Origin of the sequence: Kribbella orskensis (assembly GCF_004342085.1) — a bacterium.
Lineage (GTDB): Bacteria > Actinomycetota > Actinomycetes > Propionibacteriales > Kribbellaceae > Kribbella > Kribbella orskensis.
The window spans coordinates 17,168-33,065 of sequence record NZ_SLWM01000024.1; the positions used below are offsets into that span (position 1 = coordinate 17,168).

Annotated in this window: 10 protein-coding genes and 1 pseudogene; 3 read left to right on the forward strand and 8 right to left on the reverse strand. The window is 67.2% G+C overall.

Annotation, left to right across the window (positions count from 1 at the left end; all coding sequences use genetic code 11):
- Positions 1-266: 266 nt before the first annotated feature.
- The 7 genes from EV644_RS36905 to EV644_RS36935 all read right to left on the reverse strand — a co-directional run bounded on the left by EV644_RS36905 (position 267) and on the right by EV644_RS36935 (position 9,614).
- Positions 267-2,243 (reverse strand): ATP-binding protein, encoded by a 1,977-nt coding sequence (locus EV644_RS36905; RefSeq protein WP_132195189.1) that lies wholly within the window; start codon positions 2,241-2,243, stop codon positions 267-269.
- A complete protein-coding gene (locus EV644_RS36910) occupies positions 2,236-3,984 on the reverse strand; it encodes a hypothetical protein (protein ID WP_132195187.1) in 1,749 nt (582 codons plus the stop codon). Before EV644_RS36910 ends, EV644_RS36905 begins: the two co-directional genes overlap by 8 nt.
- Positions 3,981-6,110: a phage tail protein gene (locus EV644_RS36915; RefSeq protein ID WP_132195185.1), complete on the reverse strand. Its 2,130-nt coding sequence runs from the start codon at positions 6,108-6,110 to the stop codon at positions 3,981-3,983. The genes EV644_RS36910 and EV644_RS36915 overlap by 4 nt, the downstream gene beginning before the upstream one ends.
- Complete coding sequence (locus EV644_RS36920) at positions 6,110-8,296, reverse strand: putative baseplate assembly protein (RefSeq protein WP_132195183.1); 2,187 nt, start codon at positions 8,294-8,296, stop codon at positions 6,110-6,112. The genes EV644_RS36915 and EV644_RS36920 overlap by 1 nt, the downstream gene beginning before the upstream one ends.
- Positions 8,297-8,314: 18 nt before the next feature.
- A complete protein-coding gene (locus tag EV644_RS36925) occupies positions 8,315-8,701 on the reverse strand; it encodes a GPW/gp25 family protein (RefSeq protein ID WP_132195181.1) in 387 nt (128 codons plus the stop codon).
- Positions 8,702-8,808: 107 nt separating this feature from the next.
- Positions 8,809-9,240, reverse strand: coding sequence for a hypothetical protein (locus EV644_RS36930; RefSeq protein WP_132195179.1), 432 nt, complete (start codon positions 9,238-9,240; stop codon positions 8,809-8,811).
- Between the two features lie 68 nt (positions 9,241-9,308).
- Positions 9,309-9,614 (reverse strand): GPW/gp25 family protein, encoded by a 306-nt coding sequence (locus EV644_RS36935; RefSeq protein WP_132195177.1) that lies wholly within the window; start codon positions 9,612-9,614, stop codon positions 9,309-9,311.
- An 841-nt stretch (positions 9,615-10,455) separates the two neighbouring features.
- On the opposite strand from EV644_RS36935, the gene EV644_RS36940 reads away from it, so the two are divergent.
- The 3 genes and pseudogenes from EV644_RS36940 to EV644_RS36955 all read left to right on the forward strand — a co-directional run.
- Complete coding sequence (locus tag EV644_RS36940; RefSeq protein ID WP_158293035.1) at positions 10,456-13,191, forward strand: eCIS core domain-containing protein; 2,736 nt, start codon at positions 10,456-10,458, stop codon at positions 13,189-13,191.
- Positions 13,172-13,483: a DUF8617 domain-containing protein gene (locus tag EV644_RS36945; protein WP_132195173.1), complete on the forward strand. Its 312-nt coding sequence runs from the start codon at positions 13,172-13,174 to the stop codon at positions 13,481-13,483. Before EV644_RS36940 ends, EV644_RS36945 begins: the two co-directional genes overlap by 20 nt.
- A 1,196-nt stretch (positions 13,484-14,679) precedes the next feature.
- Positions 14,680-15,076 (forward strand): annotated as a pseudogene (locus EV644_RS36955) (IS630 family transposase); the annotation flags it as partial.
- 365 nt (positions 15,077-15,441) lie between these two features.
- On the opposite strand, the gene EV644_RS36965 reads toward EV644_RS36955, so the two are convergent.
- Complete coding sequence (locus EV644_RS36965; protein WP_132195171.1) at positions 15,442-15,894, reverse strand: hypothetical protein; 453 nt, start codon at positions 15,892-15,894, stop codon at positions 15,442-15,444.
- Positions 15,895-15,898: the final 4 nt, after the last annotated feature.

The window sequence follows — 15,898 nt, forward strand, 5'->3', positions numbered from 1 at the left end:
GGCCGCGTCCGTCGACTGCCATTCCGGGCATCACCCGCAGCTCGTTGCCAACGGTCGTGACGTCGTATCCTCGGACCACTCCCTGGCCGTGCAACCACCCGTTGTGGAGCATCTGTTTGCCTCGGGGGTTGCCCATCAGGGTCCGGAAGTCCTCGACGCCGAGCAACATCCCGTAGGACACCCGGAGCGCGTGTGCGGGATTTACTGGCAAATCCTCGTGACCGCACGAGTGGGTTCCAGCCGACGTTTCGTGGACAACGTTCATGTCATCTCCCGACCGTGCGGTAACTCGAACTGCCTAAGGTGACCGGTTCGCCCGGGAAGGGGCGCGTCGCCTTGGCGTACTCGCGACTCAGCGCCTTCACCAGATGCCGCTGGCGAATGGGTCCGCCGGCTTTCGCGGCCAGGAAGGCACCGCCGATGGCCGCGTTGCGGATCCAGCCGCCGGGGATCGGGTAGATCCGTGCGAGGGCCTCGACGTCCACGTCGTCGGCGCGCGCGGGGGGCAGCGGCAGGTGCAGCCGCCACAGGTCGGCCCGCCCGTCCTCGTCCGGTAGGGCGAACTCGACCACGTAGTCCATCCGGCGCAGGAACGCGGCGTCAATGTTCTGGCGCAGGTTGGTCGCCAGGACGGCAAGTCCGGCGAACCGGTCCAGCCGTTGCAGCAGGTAGGCGGTCTCGAGGTTGGCGTACCTGTCGTGGGCGTCGGAGATCTCGGTGCGTGTACCGAATAGAGCGTCGGCCTCGTCAAGCAGCAGAACGGCCTGGGTCCGCTCCGCCGCGTCGAATACGGCTGAGAGGTTCTTCTCGGTCTCGCCGATCCATTTGGACACCACACGGGACACGTCGACGACGAGCAGGTCCGTCCCGACCGCGGTCGCGACCACCTCGGCCGCCAGCGACTTGCCCGTCCCGGGCGGCCCGGTGAACATCAGCCGTACGCCACGATCGGCCCTAGCGTCCTCGAGGAGTCCCCAGTCGTCCAGCACGACAGGCCCGAGGTCGAGACGAGCGACCGCGTCATGCAGCTGGGCAGCCGGCTCATCGGGGAGGACGAGCCGCTCCCACGGAACGACCGGAGTTGCAAGGTCAACGCCGGACGGCAGCGCGACACCTGCCCGACCGCGGATGGCGTTCGAGACATCGTCGATACCCGCTGAGCCGCCTGGCAGACGTTGTCGGCTCAGCACGTCGGCCGCCACTTCCGCGGTCGCCGCCGGATCGAGCGGGTGGCGCGCGGCGAGGACCGCCGCCTGATCGGCGAGGGCCGGGAGCGACGAGCGCCAGGCGCTGCGATGGTCGTCGGACCGGATCGGTCCCAGTGGCACAGTTAGCACCGGTCGGCGGCCGGTCAGCCAGGCCGACCCGGGCGCCGCGCAGACGAGCAAGGGGCCGGGCACACCGTCGAGGCCAAGCACCGGCACCGGTCGGCCGTCGTCCGGCGGGACGAGGACCAGCACGGGTACGGCGCCCCTCGCGGCCGCATGCGCGACCAGCAATGTCACCGCGGCGCGATCGCCGCCTCCGACCCGCCCGGCGACAACCGGCAGGTGACAGGCCGCGGCGAGTGCCGCGCATCGGCTCATCGCGACACTGTCGTCAGCGGGTAGCACCAGGGTGCGCGCGTCCAGTGAGCGAAGCGCGTCCACCGCACCTACCGAGGCCGGCCGCTCGATCCATTGCTCCAGGCCGGCCGGCGTCTCGTTCACCGCCACTCGTTCGATCGCGGCCGGCCAGGCGTCGTACCCGTGCAACGCGTCCCACAACCGCACGGCTGGAGCGATGCCTCGCTCAAGGAACGTGCCGGCCCCCCTCAGCTCGACCAAGCCAAGGCCGAGCAGTCGGCCGTCGGTGGCGAGCAGGTGCCGCACCACGGTGCGCTCCTTCCCGGGTGCGCCGACCAGCAGCGCGGCGAGACCCACGGTCGGCTGGGGTTCACCGAGCGGATGCATGGATCGGAAGGTGCTCGCCAGGCCTTCGTGCTCCTCGGGCAGTCCGGCGATCATCAGCAGGTCGAGCTCTTCCGGCGTCAGGCCGTAACGATGCACCAGCTGATCGATCGGGGCGGGTTCGCTGAGGTCGGCTGGACGGCCGTCGAGAGCGGTGTTCGCCCAGCCCCTGAGGAACTCCGCGGCCTGCACAGCACCCGATTCCTCGCTGCACATGCCTTCGAGCAGCGCCGCCACCCGCAGCGCTAGAGCCGCGGAACGCGCGGACAGGTCGAGACTGGTCGACTCAGACATAGCTGAACCTCACCGCCGCCCCCAACCACGGTACCCAACCGGGGTCGAGATCGAGGCCGGCTCGCCGGACGTCGATGTCCACCTCGTCGAGCCGAAGCCGCAACTCGATCCAGCCCGGCTCGTACCTGACCTGCGCGTGACGGCGGGCGATCCCGGCGACGACCTCGGGTGCGTCCTGGCCGTCCCGTCCCATTAGGTCCGCGGTCACCGCGGCCCACTGCGCTGCGATGGTGGCCAGCCCCGCGGCCTGCTCGCCGGTCACCGGCTCCTCAATGCACCACGGCGACCGCGCACCCGGATCGACGGCCGCGAACGCCGCGACGGCAGGGTCATCGACCGTGACAGTCAGGAGTTGCTGCGCGATCCCTTGCAACGCCCAGCGCAGCGAGCGGCGGGCGAACAGCGGGTCGTCGATGACGACAGTCGGGATGCCGGTCCGATCGGCCGTCGCCAACAGGAACAGCAGCCCACCCCACCCCGTCGTGTATGCCGTCGGCGGGGCCTCGTCGCGGCTCGACGCCACATCCGCCGCGGGTGAGTTGTCACGTCCCGCGGCCGACTGGCCGGATCGTGCCCCAACACGTTCCGGCACGATAGGACAGGCCGGCGCGCCGTCACGGGTCGTGCTGGAAACACCCGCTGGCGTCTCCTCACCGCGCGGCTCGGCACGGCCGATCGGCGCACCGTCACGGCTTGTCCCGGAAACACCCGCCCGTGTCTCCTCACGGCTCGGCACGACATCTATGGCTGACGCCACCTGCTCCGCACCATCCGCTGCTCCGGAGAGACCGGCCGCTGCATCGGGGGTCAGATCGGCCGAGCGCACCTGGGGACCCTCAGGTGGCACCGTGCCGTCAGGATCCGTCGCCTCCGTTGCCGACCGCCAGTCAGGTCGTTCGTCGGCAGGCGTGCTCGTTCGATCAAGCAGTTGCGCGACGGCGGCCACGACGGCCGCCGAGTCCCGCCTGCAGACGACCGATGCGTCAGCTTCGAGCGCGACCAGGATCGCCCACGCCGCGACGGTCTCGGGCCCCGGTCGCAGCCTGGAGCGCGTCGCCGACTCGGCGATCGATGAGGCGGCTACGAGTGTCCGCGCGAGTTCGGCGTCCGACCCGCGCTGCCGACCCCCAGGCGCAAGGATCGCGGCCGCGGGACCAGTCGATGCGCCTGCTGCACTGAGTGCCATCGAAGCGACAGCTGACCATCCGGACGGTCCGAGGACACGGTGCAGCCCCGGAAGGCCGGTACGCCGTACCGCCGTAATGACGACGCCGAGCGCGTCGGTGGGGTGCCGGCGAAGGGCAGCCACGATCGCCGCACCCGGAAACCGGTCGGCTGCGGGGTCCATCGGCCCGAGCAGGCCGATCCGGGACCACGCCCACGAGCGTTGCGACCTACCAGCGGCCAGGCACTGGATCAGATCGACGAGGCCCGCTCGCTGGTCGTCGTAGTGGACGACGTCATCGGATGCTGACCCCAGCGCCCGGAGCAGCGCCTGCGTGAGGGCGGCGGCCCAGGCTCGTTCGAGGGCGCCGTCGGGTCGCCGCAGATCGAGCTCGACCGGTACGTCGAGGCGCCGGACACACCAGGTCCCGCGCGGTAGCGACACGTCGCGGAGGTGACTGTCGAGACCGTGGTCGGCGACGGCCCGGATGATCCGGTTCATCCGGCTGCCGTCGGCCGCGCCCGGCAGCCGGCTCGTGACAGATAGCCGGCGGATCGTCAGTTCAGGGGCGGTCATCCGACTCGCATCCCATCCGTTTCGGAGTCCACGCCGAGGCGCGAGCCGACGACCGGGACTCCGACGATCCCATCGCCGCCGACGGCCATCTGTCCCACCAGCGCCGGACCCCAGCCGGCGCCCGGGCCGACGACCGACGTTAGGCTGACATGGAGGCGGCGGCCGACCCGCATGCCGAAGCCGAGCTCGCAGAGCTCGTACGTTGTGTGGGCCGGGCGGTGGATGTCCAGGACGTGGGTCACTACCTGGAGCTGTTCGCTGGTCAGGTCGGCCGGGATCAGCACGCTGAACCGGTGCGCGGCGGCGTCGTACCCGTTGTCGCCCGGTATTCTGCCACCGAGAACGAGATCACCGACGACGCCGCCGCCAGTTCGCATCCCGCTCCCCAGTGCTGCAGGCGACACTTCACCGGGCCTGGCGCCGAGGTAGCCGCCGGGGATGCCGCGCAGTTGCCACTGCTCCACGATCACTGGCGGATAACCGAGGTAGATCTCCAGGAGCCGCGTCAGCGAGTGCCGCGTACCGCGTCGCTTGAACAGCGCGTAGGCCTCGGCGATGAGCGTCCTCCGCGCCGGCTCCGGCCAGCGCCGGTCCAGCACCAGGCCGGCGAAGCTCGCGAGCCAGCCGAGCGCCTCCTGCGGAGTCGCGGCGGGGTCGACCAGCAGGTGACGGAGCGCGGACTTCTCGTCGAGCTCGTGCAGCAGCCCCTCGGTCGGCGCGAGGTAGCGCTGTAGGAACGCGGCCGACTGATCGTCCCGGGACCATGCCTTCGGGAGGTGGTCGAGAAGGCGGTGGCCTGGCCTCTCCACCCGCAGCGCGCGGATTGTCGGTGTGGCAACAGCCGTGCCGGTGAGATCCAGCGCAATCCACAGGTAGCGGCCGCGGGCGGCGAACACTGGGACCTCGTACGTCTCGAATCCGTCGTCCGCCGCGATCTGCGTCCACCCGTGCTCGCGGCCGGTGGACCGCCGGTACAGCGGTCGGCCGTCACCGGCCGCTGCCAGTGCGCTCTCCGAAACCATCGGCGGAGTCAGGTCGGGGCGGCGAATGCTGCCGCTCGCGCGTTCGGCCGGGAGCCACTCGACCGGGTCCGGTACGTCGTCCTCGTCGCCGCTGACGAACCGCAGCCGTACGTCGGTGTTCGCAGGCAGGCAAGCGTCGATGAATACGCGGCCCCAGCCAGCACGGTAGGTACCGCTGTCCAGCCTGTAGGTCGTCACTGTGCCCGAGGTCCGGTGGCGGGCTGCGGAACCGCCGACGCAGGCGAACCCGTCCTCGGTGGTGAACGCGACGGCTCCGTCAGGTGCGATCTGTACCGCACCACCGTCATACCCGTCAGCGGCAATGGGCTCGAGCTCGACCCGGTTGCCACCGGACGTCCGGAACCGAAGGAACGGCTGGTCCGGTTGCCGGGCGACGATGAGCAGCCCGCCCGTGGCGGTGCCGATGTCCGTCGCGTCGGGAATGTCCAGCGAGTCCGTCCCGTCGACCGTCGCGACAATCGACTGGCGCCCCTGTGGGTCCTGCCAGAGCACCAGTACGTCGCCCTCATCGGTGACAATCAGCCGGGTCGCCTCGAGATTGGTGTGGCACCGTGGACGGCGCAACTGCGGGCCGGGCAAGGGACCGCGCCGTCCCTGGATGACGACCAGACCGGCTGGATTTGCGAGCAAGACCAGGACCCGGCAGCAGTCTGCGGCGAGGTCGACCGGCCGACGCGAGAGCTGGCCGCGCTGGCGAACTGGGACACGACGCAGGAACCTTCGCGACCACAGGTCGATGACGGCGACGGTACCTGCGTGAGGCTCGGCGACGTACAAGCGTTGGGCGCGGTCGACCGCGAGCGCTCGCGGCTCGCGGAACGGGCCGGGGCACGGCTCGTCGCCACCCGACCCCTGGCCCTCGCGCAGAACGTCGACGCGACCGTCGAGCGGACGAGACCGGTAGGCACGGCACCAGCGGTCGAACGCCAGCCCGCCCGGAGACAGCGGACCGTCCTCACCTGAGGGACTGTCAAACCAGCTCAGCTGTACGCCGCCCCCCGGGACCAGCGCGGTCCTGTCGTGACTGCAGCGGGCCCACTGGTCAGGGTCTGCCAACAGGCTGATGCCCCGGTCGGTGTCCATCAGCACACCACCCGCGGCAGCGGTACTTGCACGGTTCCGGCGGGCGTCGACGGCGGTAGCGGCTGATAGTCCTGGCCAGCGTCCAGCGGCGTCCCTTCGACTACCGTGACCTCGGTGACCTCTGGCACCTGCCAGCGCCGCAACTGCACCAGCGGCACCTTCGTGAGCACGTCGCCGTCGACGGTCGCGAGTTGTAGACCCGCGAGGTAGTCCACACCCTCGACTTGGACTGCGACCGCCTCGAGCTCGGCGGCTCGCACGATCCGGCCGAGCGGCCAGCCGGTGCCGTCGGGGCCGTACGGCGGGACCGGTGCGAGGAACTGCCGCAGGATGAGTTCGACCCATCGCCGGACCGCGTCGACCTGGTACCCGGCGCGGACCACGACGCCCGCGGCGACCGCGATTCGACGGTATTCGGGCGGGAGAACGTACAGCTCCGTCGTCACCAGCCGCCGCTGATCGAGATGCCGGGCGACGCGGCGCAGCAGCGATCGGTCCGGCAGCGGGGCACCCGGATTGCGCAAATCCTGGTCGGGGAACACGACGACGCTCACCACGCCGGCCGCGTTGTCGGTCGGATTGTCCGGGTGCAGGAACGGCAGGGTCTCCGCCCGGTGTACGCCGGTGACCTGCGACGCCAGTTCCCGGAAGTCGTCGGGCGTGACCGCACGGTCCCTGCGGTGCACCTCCGCGGGGATCCGGTCGAGCGTGTCGCCGAGCGCCTCCGTGTCTCTTCCACCCCAGGCCGGAAGAGGGTTGGTGAGCTTGACGCCCGCGATACCGACTAGCTTGTTGACGCTCCCGGCGGGCACGTTGCCGGCGACGCCTCCGCCGTACCGGTACGATCGGACCCGGATCCGCTCCCCGATCTGCGGGACACGAGCCTGCGGACCACCTGGCCCGAAGCGAACCTGCCCCGCCGCCAGGTCGACGGCGTACACACGCTCGGTCGGGTGCTCGCCGGTGAAGCGGTCGACCTCCGTCCACTCCCGCCACCGACCGGCTTCCTCGACGTCCAGTTCGATGGTTCCGGGCAGCACGGGTGGATACTGAAGCTCCACCGCCTGGTCGGCCTCGCCGGTGCCGACACCGAGCAGCTCGGGTTGTGCCGTCCTCGCCTGGATCGCCAGGACGGCGTTGGCCCCGACCCAGCGGACGCGGCCGATCACGTCGTTCTCGTTCTGCGGCCTCGAGAGCTGCAGCCAGGCGATGACGCGCGACGCCTCAGGGCCGTCCAGCGGCGGCGGGCTGCCGAGCAAGCCCGTCGGCGGCACGAGCAGCTTCGGCAACGACTTCGGCAGCGTGATCGCGACAACACCGGACGTGGTCAGTCCTTCGGTGCTGTCGTTGGTGACCTCGAGTGCCGTGAAGGTCCCCGGGGAATCGGCCGGCGTCACCTGCTTCTTGGCCGGTGGGTTCCAGAGCCGCCACAGGGCCGCCGGCGGCGCCGCATCCAGCCCGGTCGATCGGTACCGCGCGGCGGCCTTGTCATCGAGCGATCCGAGGTCGAAACCCTTCTCGATCGAGTCGTCGAGCGCGACACCGATGAAGACGGTGCGACCCGCCAGCTCGTCGACGTCGGTCGTGTCACGGCGCAGCAACGGGACCCAGAGAGCTCGGTCCGCGGTGCTGTCCACGTCCACCACGGTCTGGTTGTCCGGCGTAAGCTCCGCGGGCAGAATGGCGGCCTCGTAGAACTGGACTGCCGCCGCACCGGCGAGACCGAGCCGCCGGGTCGCGTCCTGGCGCCGGGCCGACTCCTGGGCGTCGGCCTCGGGCGGCGCCAGCACCTTCACCTTCCCGATGCCGAGCGCGTCCAGCGGCCACACGTACAGCTCCCCATCGGTCTCGAAGGAGACAGCGCCGCCCTTCAGCTCGCTCTTGGCCAGGACCTGTACGCCGCCCGGCCGCTCGGTCTCGGCGACGGCCAACACCCGGGCCGGACGGGCCGGGATGGGCGCAACGTCGAGGAGGCGGAGGAACGCCACTTTCGTCGCCTCGGGGATCTGGTTGAACCGGTAGAGCAACGACTCGCCGAGGAACGCGAAGAGCTCGAGCAGCGCGATGCCGGGATCGCTGGCGTTGTGGTTGGTCCACTCCGGCGCGTACGCCGGAATCCGCTGCAGTAGCTCGGCACGCAGCTCATCGAATGTGCGGTCGTCGAGAATGGGACCGATCAGTGTCATGTCGGCCTCACCCCACCGTCACCGCAGGTAGAACGGGTACACGAGGTTGTCCGCTCGCCGATCGACCAGGCGCAGGTACGCGATCTCGATCCACACCATCGAAGGGTCCTCGCCCGGCGTCACCGCAACGTTGGTCAGCTGGATCCGCGGCTCCCAGATCCTGATCGCATCCTCGATGTCCTGCTGCATCGATGCACGGGTGGCAGCCGTGTTCGGCTCCATCAGGTAACGCCGCAGACCACAGCCGAACTCCGGCCGCATGACCCGCTCCCCCGGCTCGGTATCCAGGATCGTCTCGATCGACTGCCGAATAACCGTCTCACCGCCGACATACCCCATCGCCCCGTCGCCGCCCGGCCGCACCGGAAACTCCGGCCCCCGCCCAACCCACGCCTCAACCGTCATAGGCCGATGGTCGCCTCAGATCCGTCACGGCCGCGTTCGCTGAAGAAGCGTGCGCTGGCCCATTCGCAGGGAATAGGACCGAGTACGGCCGCCAGTCGGTAGAGGGTTCAGTCCTTGATTCGCCGCAATCGGCCGTCGAACTCGCGGCACCAACGTCTACCCGCTGCGTCCGTAAACTGAATGGACACGCCTCTGACCGCCACGCCCGGTCCGAGACCGGCGATACCGCCGATCTCGAAGAACGGAGTCGAATTTCCCCGCCGCGAGGGAACTAGGCCGACGTCGCGTAACAGCCTGCGCCCTGCCACGGTCTCCACGAACGCAGTGAGGCCGAAGACCGGTTGCTGGCTCTGGTTACTGACCCGCAGGCGCAGTTCGTTTTCCCAGGTCTGCGGATCGCCACCAAGCCATGCGGCCACCAGAGACGCCTGCTCTTTCCGTCTCGTATCCAAGTCGACCGCCAGCAGGCGCAGGGATACGGCAAACGCACCAATCGTGCCAACGGCCGCTAACCAGTCCGCGGCAACACTCATCACCATTCGCAGCCTCGCTCACTGGCCAAGGCCGGAATCGGACCGATCAGTGTCATGTCGGCCTCACCCCACCGTCACCGCAGGTAGAACGGGTACACGAGGTTGTCCGCTCGCCGATCGACCAGGCGCAGGTACGCGATCTCGATCCACACCATCGAAGGGTCCTCGCCCGGCGTCACCGCAACGTTGGTCAGCTGGATCCGCGGCTCCCAGATCCTGATCGCATCCTCGATGTCCTGCTGCATCGATGCACGGGTGGCAGCCGTGTTCGGCTCCATCAGGTAACGCCGCAGACCACAGCCGAACTCCGGCCGCATGACCCGCTCCCCCGGCTCGGTATCCAGGATCGTCTCGATCGACTGCCGAACAGTCTCTCTCAGTACCGAAACGGGCCGCTCTTGCCGCTGGTCAGGGCGCGTGCGGCCCTAGCTGTCGCTCCTGGCGCACATGCAAACGACCGCCGGCCGGCGTGCCGTGGGGTAGCTCGAGACGGGTCGCGGAAATACGACAGGATGCACAGGGGATGGGCTCAAATCGAGGGTGGCAGTCGACTAGGCCGCACCGCCGACGCGGCCTGGTCGCCGTTTACGGTGCGGGTATGCGGACGCGCGTCTCGGGCTGCAGTTACTCCGCACCATGCGGGCACCCCAGCCCCGCGATGGTCGCTCACAGTCACCACCGACCCGCGCGAACCGGGCAGACCCGCCCCACGGGTGGCGGGTCGATGGTGACCCAACGGCTGCGCGCTCGTCCGATCGCGGGTTCGCATGGCGCCGGGAACGCTCGGGCTACGGAGCAGCACTTCTCGAAGAACGTAGATTAGGTGCAATCAGCGGATGGTCCACCCGCGACTCAATTGAATGCGTTCAGTCCATCAGGCCAGTTGGGCACCAAGACCTACGAACCTCACCTCATTTCGGCGGAGCGTCACACGAAGGCACGCAGGTTACGTAGGTCAGGAGACGTTATAGTGCGACGTCGCAGTGACGACAGTCTTGGACCATGTGCCGCATGCCTGATCGAGCAGACAGACGCCCTGCCGCCGCGGGAGCTCACTATCTCTCAGACGCCTCTGACCGGCACGGTGCCGTCGTTCCGTCGGTCCACACGAGCAATCCGGTGGGGAGGGGCGGGCTGCTGGCCTACGAAATCGCTCATGCGATCCCCAAGCACATTCCGGCGAGGCCGGGCGAAGTACCAATGGGGCAAGGACAGGGGACCATGATCCCGCGGGATGCGATGGGCGCCGGTCGGATGGACCTTGCGGATATCGGCGGCGGGCATGGCGTCGCAGCTGTCTCGGGTTCGGCCGGAGGTTCTGGGCCCGCGCCCGTGGCGCCTAGCACGGCAGGGCGTCCGCTCGATCCCGGGATCCGCGGGGCATTCGAGGCTCGGTTTAATCGTGGCCTCGGCCACGTACGCGTTCGCGACGACCCTCAGGCGGCCGCAGAGGTTCGTCGTATCGGAGCCCTGGCTGCCACCCATGGCGTGCACATGGCATTCGCCCCAGGAATGTACGATCCGAACTCCTTCGAGGGGCGTCAGCTGCTCGCCCACGAGCTCGCCCACGTGGTCCAGCAATCTGGGGGCTCGACCGGCGGCACGGCAGCCGATACCGAGACCGAAGCAAATCGTGCCGCAAGCTCGATCCTGCGGTCGGCCGGGCGCGTGGCCGTCTCCGCCACGTCGGCACCCGCCGTGATGGCGGACAAGAAGCCACCAGTGCGCGGGCCACGAGGGGTCTCAGTCATCGTCATCTCGTTGGCTAGCGAAACGATGGAGTTCTATACGGATGCAGGCACATTTGCCTATCCGCTGATTGAACCCAATGTAGAGGTCGGCGAATACACCGCGCAAGTCAATCTGAATGGTCACGGCGAGGCCGTAGTACTGCATCTCACGCTTGAAGGGGCACCGCCGGGCAAACGATTCGAGTTCAACTATTCCATAGCTGAAGGTCAGGCAAACCCGGCGACATTCTTCGGCAAACAGCGGTCCGTGCAGGTCAGCGTCCGGGAGGAGGGCACCATTGAGGGTGGGCGCATCTGGGGGGCGCATGAAGAGAAGGCCACCCCGCCCGCGCCTGAGACAGTCGGGCCGTCCGCGACTGCTTCGGCGTCGGCGCAGGAAGCGGCCACATCATCGGCGATCCCCGTGCCTGAGCCGTCCGGGGTCCCCATAGTCACCATCACTGATCTTGTGCAGCTTCAGAAACTCAAACAACGAGGGCTGCTTGATGCGAAGGCGGCCGCTCGGATTGAAGGAAGAATCGAGTCTGCTGAAGTTCTGACCTTCGAAGACGCCATAGATTTCTTGTCGGCTCTGCAGCACATTACTGACACCGGCAGTCCGCAGGATCAGATGCAAGCCCAGCAAAGCTGGGCGAAATGGGCCAGGTTTGTCAAACAGAATAAGGACAAGCTGACCGGCACGCTGGCCGCGGGCCCCGGCGGACGGACCATTGAAGAAGTCGAAGCCCTCATCGCCAAGCACGGCGGCTACGCCACGGTGTCCGCAGGCGCAACGACCGAAAGTACCGCCTATGATCTGGAGAGGGCTAAGTCTTGGAATGATCTGGCCTCCTGGGAGAAAGATCTCTGGAAGGAACTGGCGCGGCTCCACCCCGAGATGCTAAGTACTGATGCGTCCGCGAGTCAGGACCTGCACCTATACGCCTCCGACCTGATGCGCATGGGCCTGCGCATTTCACCGCGCTACATCAAGGGAGGCAGCCGACAAGCTCTGGAGGACATGTTCAATGATCCCTGGTTCTGGGTGGGGGTCTTCGCCGGGGTCATGCTGTACATCTCCGCTTGGGTAATGCCCGAACCAATCATCTCCAAGGCTGCCGCTGCAAGCTTTACCACCGCCCTCCTAATAGTGTTCTCCCTCACTGAGATCAAGAACCTGGTCGTGGCTTGGATCAACCTCATGGATGAGACAAGATCCGCTCGGACGCTGAAAGCAGTGGAAACCGCTGCTGAGCACTTCGGGAAAGCGATCGGGGGAACCATCGCCCGCGTACTGGTCTATCTGATCCAGCTCGTCGGCGGGAAGTTGCTGCCTACGCCGATACCGCCAAGCGGCGGCGGCGGGCTGCTCCCGGCGCCTGCCGCCGGGCCCGCCGTCGGCAGCATTCCGGTGGTGCCAGCTGCACCGGCGATATCGGCTCCTGTCTCCGTGGGAGGCTTCGGCGGCTTGGGACCCACCCACATGGCAATGACGGCCGGGCCTAAGGGGACAGATGTCAGCGAAGAACCTGCCGTCACCGAACCCAAAGGCGGAGGCAAGAAGATCCCCGAAGGTGAGCCTGCAAAGGCAAGCCCCGAGGAGGCGCCAGTTGACTACAGCAGGCTGAGCAATGAGCAACTCCGTACCCGCGCATTGAATGACCCCCGAGCCGCACAGGAGCTCATTGGCCGAGAGTCGGGCCGCACGGGTGGTCGGCGAAATATCGAGGCACCAGTGGCGCTGGATCGCCTCGACGCCCTTCAGCACTCCGGGCGACTCAGAGGCGATGTCTCTAACCTCAGGAAACGGCTTGAGTCTCCCGACAAGGCGACGCGCATAGGTGCCGAGGCTGAGCTGACCGAGTTCGAACGCGAGCTCGCGCGCGGAAAATCGCCAGCGGTCCGCGGCGCTGAGCCGGGGACCGATCAACCCACCTTCGAAGTGAAAGCGCGCACTGAACCGTTTACGAGCCAAAAGAACGCCCAGAACTTCTTCAATGATCGAGTCAAGGCGGCCAACCAGCAGTTCGTGAACAGTGCGACTAAAGGCGAGGTCCGTATCAATCTTGGTCAACAGAACAGTATTCAGGGCAAACCGATCGATCAGGAGCTACTGAAGCGCATGGTTGCCGATACCCTTTCTAAGGGTGGCCGTGGGAGTAATATCACCAAGGTCGTAGTTGTCCGTGGTGATGGCAGCATTGTCTATGAAGGACTGGGCGAGTAGCGTGATTCTTAAGTGCATCTGTGGACACACTATCGACGACATCGCTGCGCCCAACGAGGTGGAGCACCTGCTTGTGAGCTACCGAGCGATGGAGCGGCTGCAGGACCTGGTCGACGAGGAATGCGGCCCAAGTGGATCAATCGATATGTGGCCCGAGCATTGGGAGGAATCTGGAGCAGTCGACGTGTGGAAGTGTCCCATCTGCGAACGGCTCTACGTAAATCCGAAGGGTAAGCCAGAGGATGTCGTAATCTACAAGATCGAACGCATCGGACTGCCGGATCAGAGCTAATTTGCATGTGTCATGCTTCGTCGCTTAGCCGCCGGTCGGCATCGGCTCCGATTGACCCTTTCCCGTGGGCTACTAGTGTCGCGTAAAGGATTTTCTTTGACCTGGGGTGGTGTGGTCGAGGATGTCGTCAACAACACCGGCAAGCACTGCCCATACAACGGATGGAACGGATGAGTAACGACCAGAGAACCCAAATCAGGACTGGACGATGCGGCCTTATACCGTGACCGTCGGGATGCCCAAGCCTGCGGCGCTTGCTGCTGCCAGGCTTGGGGATCATCTGCTCCCGCACGGGCAAAGGGGCGAACTGCCGGGCCTTGAGATCGGCCCGCAGCCGCGGCAGAAACCCCTCCTCGGCGGAGAACACGGCATCCGGTCGGACACCGTCCACCCCCGCCGACCGCTTCCCTCGGTTGCCCCGGACCCAGGCCCACGCCACAACGAGGACGGCCGGGTCACAGACAAGGTTGAACAGATCGTCGAACCGGCGACCGGGATCATCGGTCGTCCACTGGTGCAGCTTGGTCTGGATCCGCAGTACCTGCGTCTCGGCCCACTCGACCTCGGGCCACAGCACGCCGGTATTCACCGGCGATCTCCTGCCATCCCAGTCCCTGCGCTGCCAACTCGCTGCCGCCCTTCGCCATGTGACCGGCTTTCCCGGCCTCGGACTACTACGACGGCTTCGCCACGCCCCGGCCCGACCGGCCGACGACGAACCTGCCCGCACCCGACCTGGACGGTCGAGACACGGGACCAGCCCGGGACGCTTCCCACGTTCACCACACACCGGTCGACGGGGTCGGTGCCCAACTTTGCCCCTGCAGCATCGCCACGAGTACGCCGCAGACCTTCCTCGTGGCCTCCCTGCCGGCGACTTCACCCGGCTCAGGAGTCGCCCGACCACCCCGAAGGCAGCATCGGGCGTGCACCGCACTCCGGCCCACATCCGCCAGGTTGGAGCCGGTGTATCCCAAAGAGGTTTGACATGCTGGTTTCTCACGTACACCTTCCCGTCTCGCTAGGCAGACCCAGGCCGTCTGGCAGTACCGACCCGTCCTGTCGTTGTCAGGGCTGCTCCCACCCTCCCCGGCGTCTCCCGGATCAGGCTGCCCTCAGCTTCACCGGCCTGCTGCGACAGACCAGCGATGGAGTCCTTCCACCCCATCCGGTAATGCAGCGCCTCGTGGCGCACGAAGGCCCAGATCCAGGCCCTGGACCGCACCCAGCCCGCACTGCCGCTGCGGCCGGGGCTGCCCGCGCGGCAGACCCACGACCAGGTCGACAATGTCCGCCACGGCACCACGACGCTGTTCGCGGCTCTCGAGGTCGCCACCGGCAAGATCAGCGCCGACGCCTGCTGCCCGCGGCACAGCAACGTCGAGTTCCTCGCCTTCCTCAAGCGCGTCGCCAGGGCCTACCCGCGGGTGAAGCTGCATGTGATCTGCGACAACTACGGCACGCACACCCACCCCAACGTCCGGGCCTGGCTGGCCAAGAACCCGCGGATCACATGCACGTCACCCCACCAGCTGCTCGTGGCTGAACATGGTCGAGATCTTCTTCGGCATCATCACCCGCCAAGCCATCCGTGGACGCTGTGGTAGCGAGGCCGGGAACCCGGCCACCGGCAAGACACTGCTTCTGAGCGGGCTCAGACGTTCGCGCATGCCGCTGAGGCAGATACAGGTGCGGAGACCGGTCACCACAGTCATCGGTCTGGTGCGGTCCTGCTCGAGGCCGCGCCGTTCCAAATTGCGGTCGATGCGAGGCGATGGACCGGCTCCGCGGCAGCCGCAGCACTCGTCCATCCATACATGTACTGACGAGGTCCGCAAATGATCAGTCCTTGCCGGCGCCGAACCAAGGCGCCTTACGGCTGATCAATATCAGTATGAGTCCGACGACGTCAGCGATCGATACCGCTACCTTTACAAGCGCGTGACCTCGTTCGGCTGTCACAAAGCCGGTGATTGAGACGAGCAGGCAGATGCAGAGCGCGAGCTCCCACTAGAGAGGGCGAGTCTTGGTCGCATGCCTCGGCCCTTGGTATTGGACATCATCTGCTGCCGCAATTGCGGGAGCCCAGCATGTGCTTTCTCGACCTCGCGGGCAACATCGAATGCGCACTTCAGAAGGTGCTGGTAGACACCCATGTCGATAATCCACAGGGCGCCGATCCCCGACGCAGCGGCAAGCCCGCGTACACCAACGATGATGCCCTGCATCGAACGGTAGGCTCTCGTCGTCCTGGCGTAGGCGAACCCGGAGCCCGTGAACAGGGCAAGCATCCAGGTCGAGGCGAGCCTGCGGTATTGGGACGTAATCGAGTTGAAGTGCTGTTCATAGGCGGCCATCGATTGGACGACCTCCCACGGCGTCGGGTCGCCCATCGAAGTCACGTCGACCACCTCG

Coding starts and splice junctions, on each gene's coding strand:
- EV644_RS36910 (WP_132195187.1), bottom strand. CDS start 3,984: ATGACCGCCCCTGAACTGACGATCCGCCGGCTATCTGTCACGAGCCGG.
- EV644_RS36915 (WP_132195185.1), bottom strand. CDS start 6,110: ATGGACACCGACCGGGGCATCAGCCTGTTGGCAGACCCTGACCAGTGG.
- EV644_RS36920 (WP_132195183.1), bottom strand. CDS start 8,296: ATGACACTGATCGGTCCCATTCTCGACGACCGCACATTCGATGAGCTG.
- EV644_RS36925 (WP_132195181.1), bottom strand. CDS start 8,701: ATGACGGTTGAGGCGTGGGTTGGGCGGGGGCCGGAGTTTCCGGTGCGG.
- EV644_RS36940 (WP_158293035.1), top strand. CDS start 10,456: ATGATCCCGCGGGATGCGATGGGCGCCGGTCGGATGGACCTTGCGGAT.
- EV644_RS36905 (WP_132195189.1), bottom strand. CDS start 2,243: ATGTCTGAGTCGACCAGTCTCGACCTGTCCGCGCGTTCCGCGGCTCTA.
- EV644_RS36945 (WP_132195173.1), top strand. CDS start 13,172: ATGAAGGACTGGGCGAGTAGCGTGATTCTTAAGTGCATCTGTGGACAC.
- EV644_RS36930 (WP_132195179.1), bottom strand. CDS start 9,240: ATGGTGATGAGTGTTGCCGCGGACTGGTTAGCGGCCGTTGGCACGATT.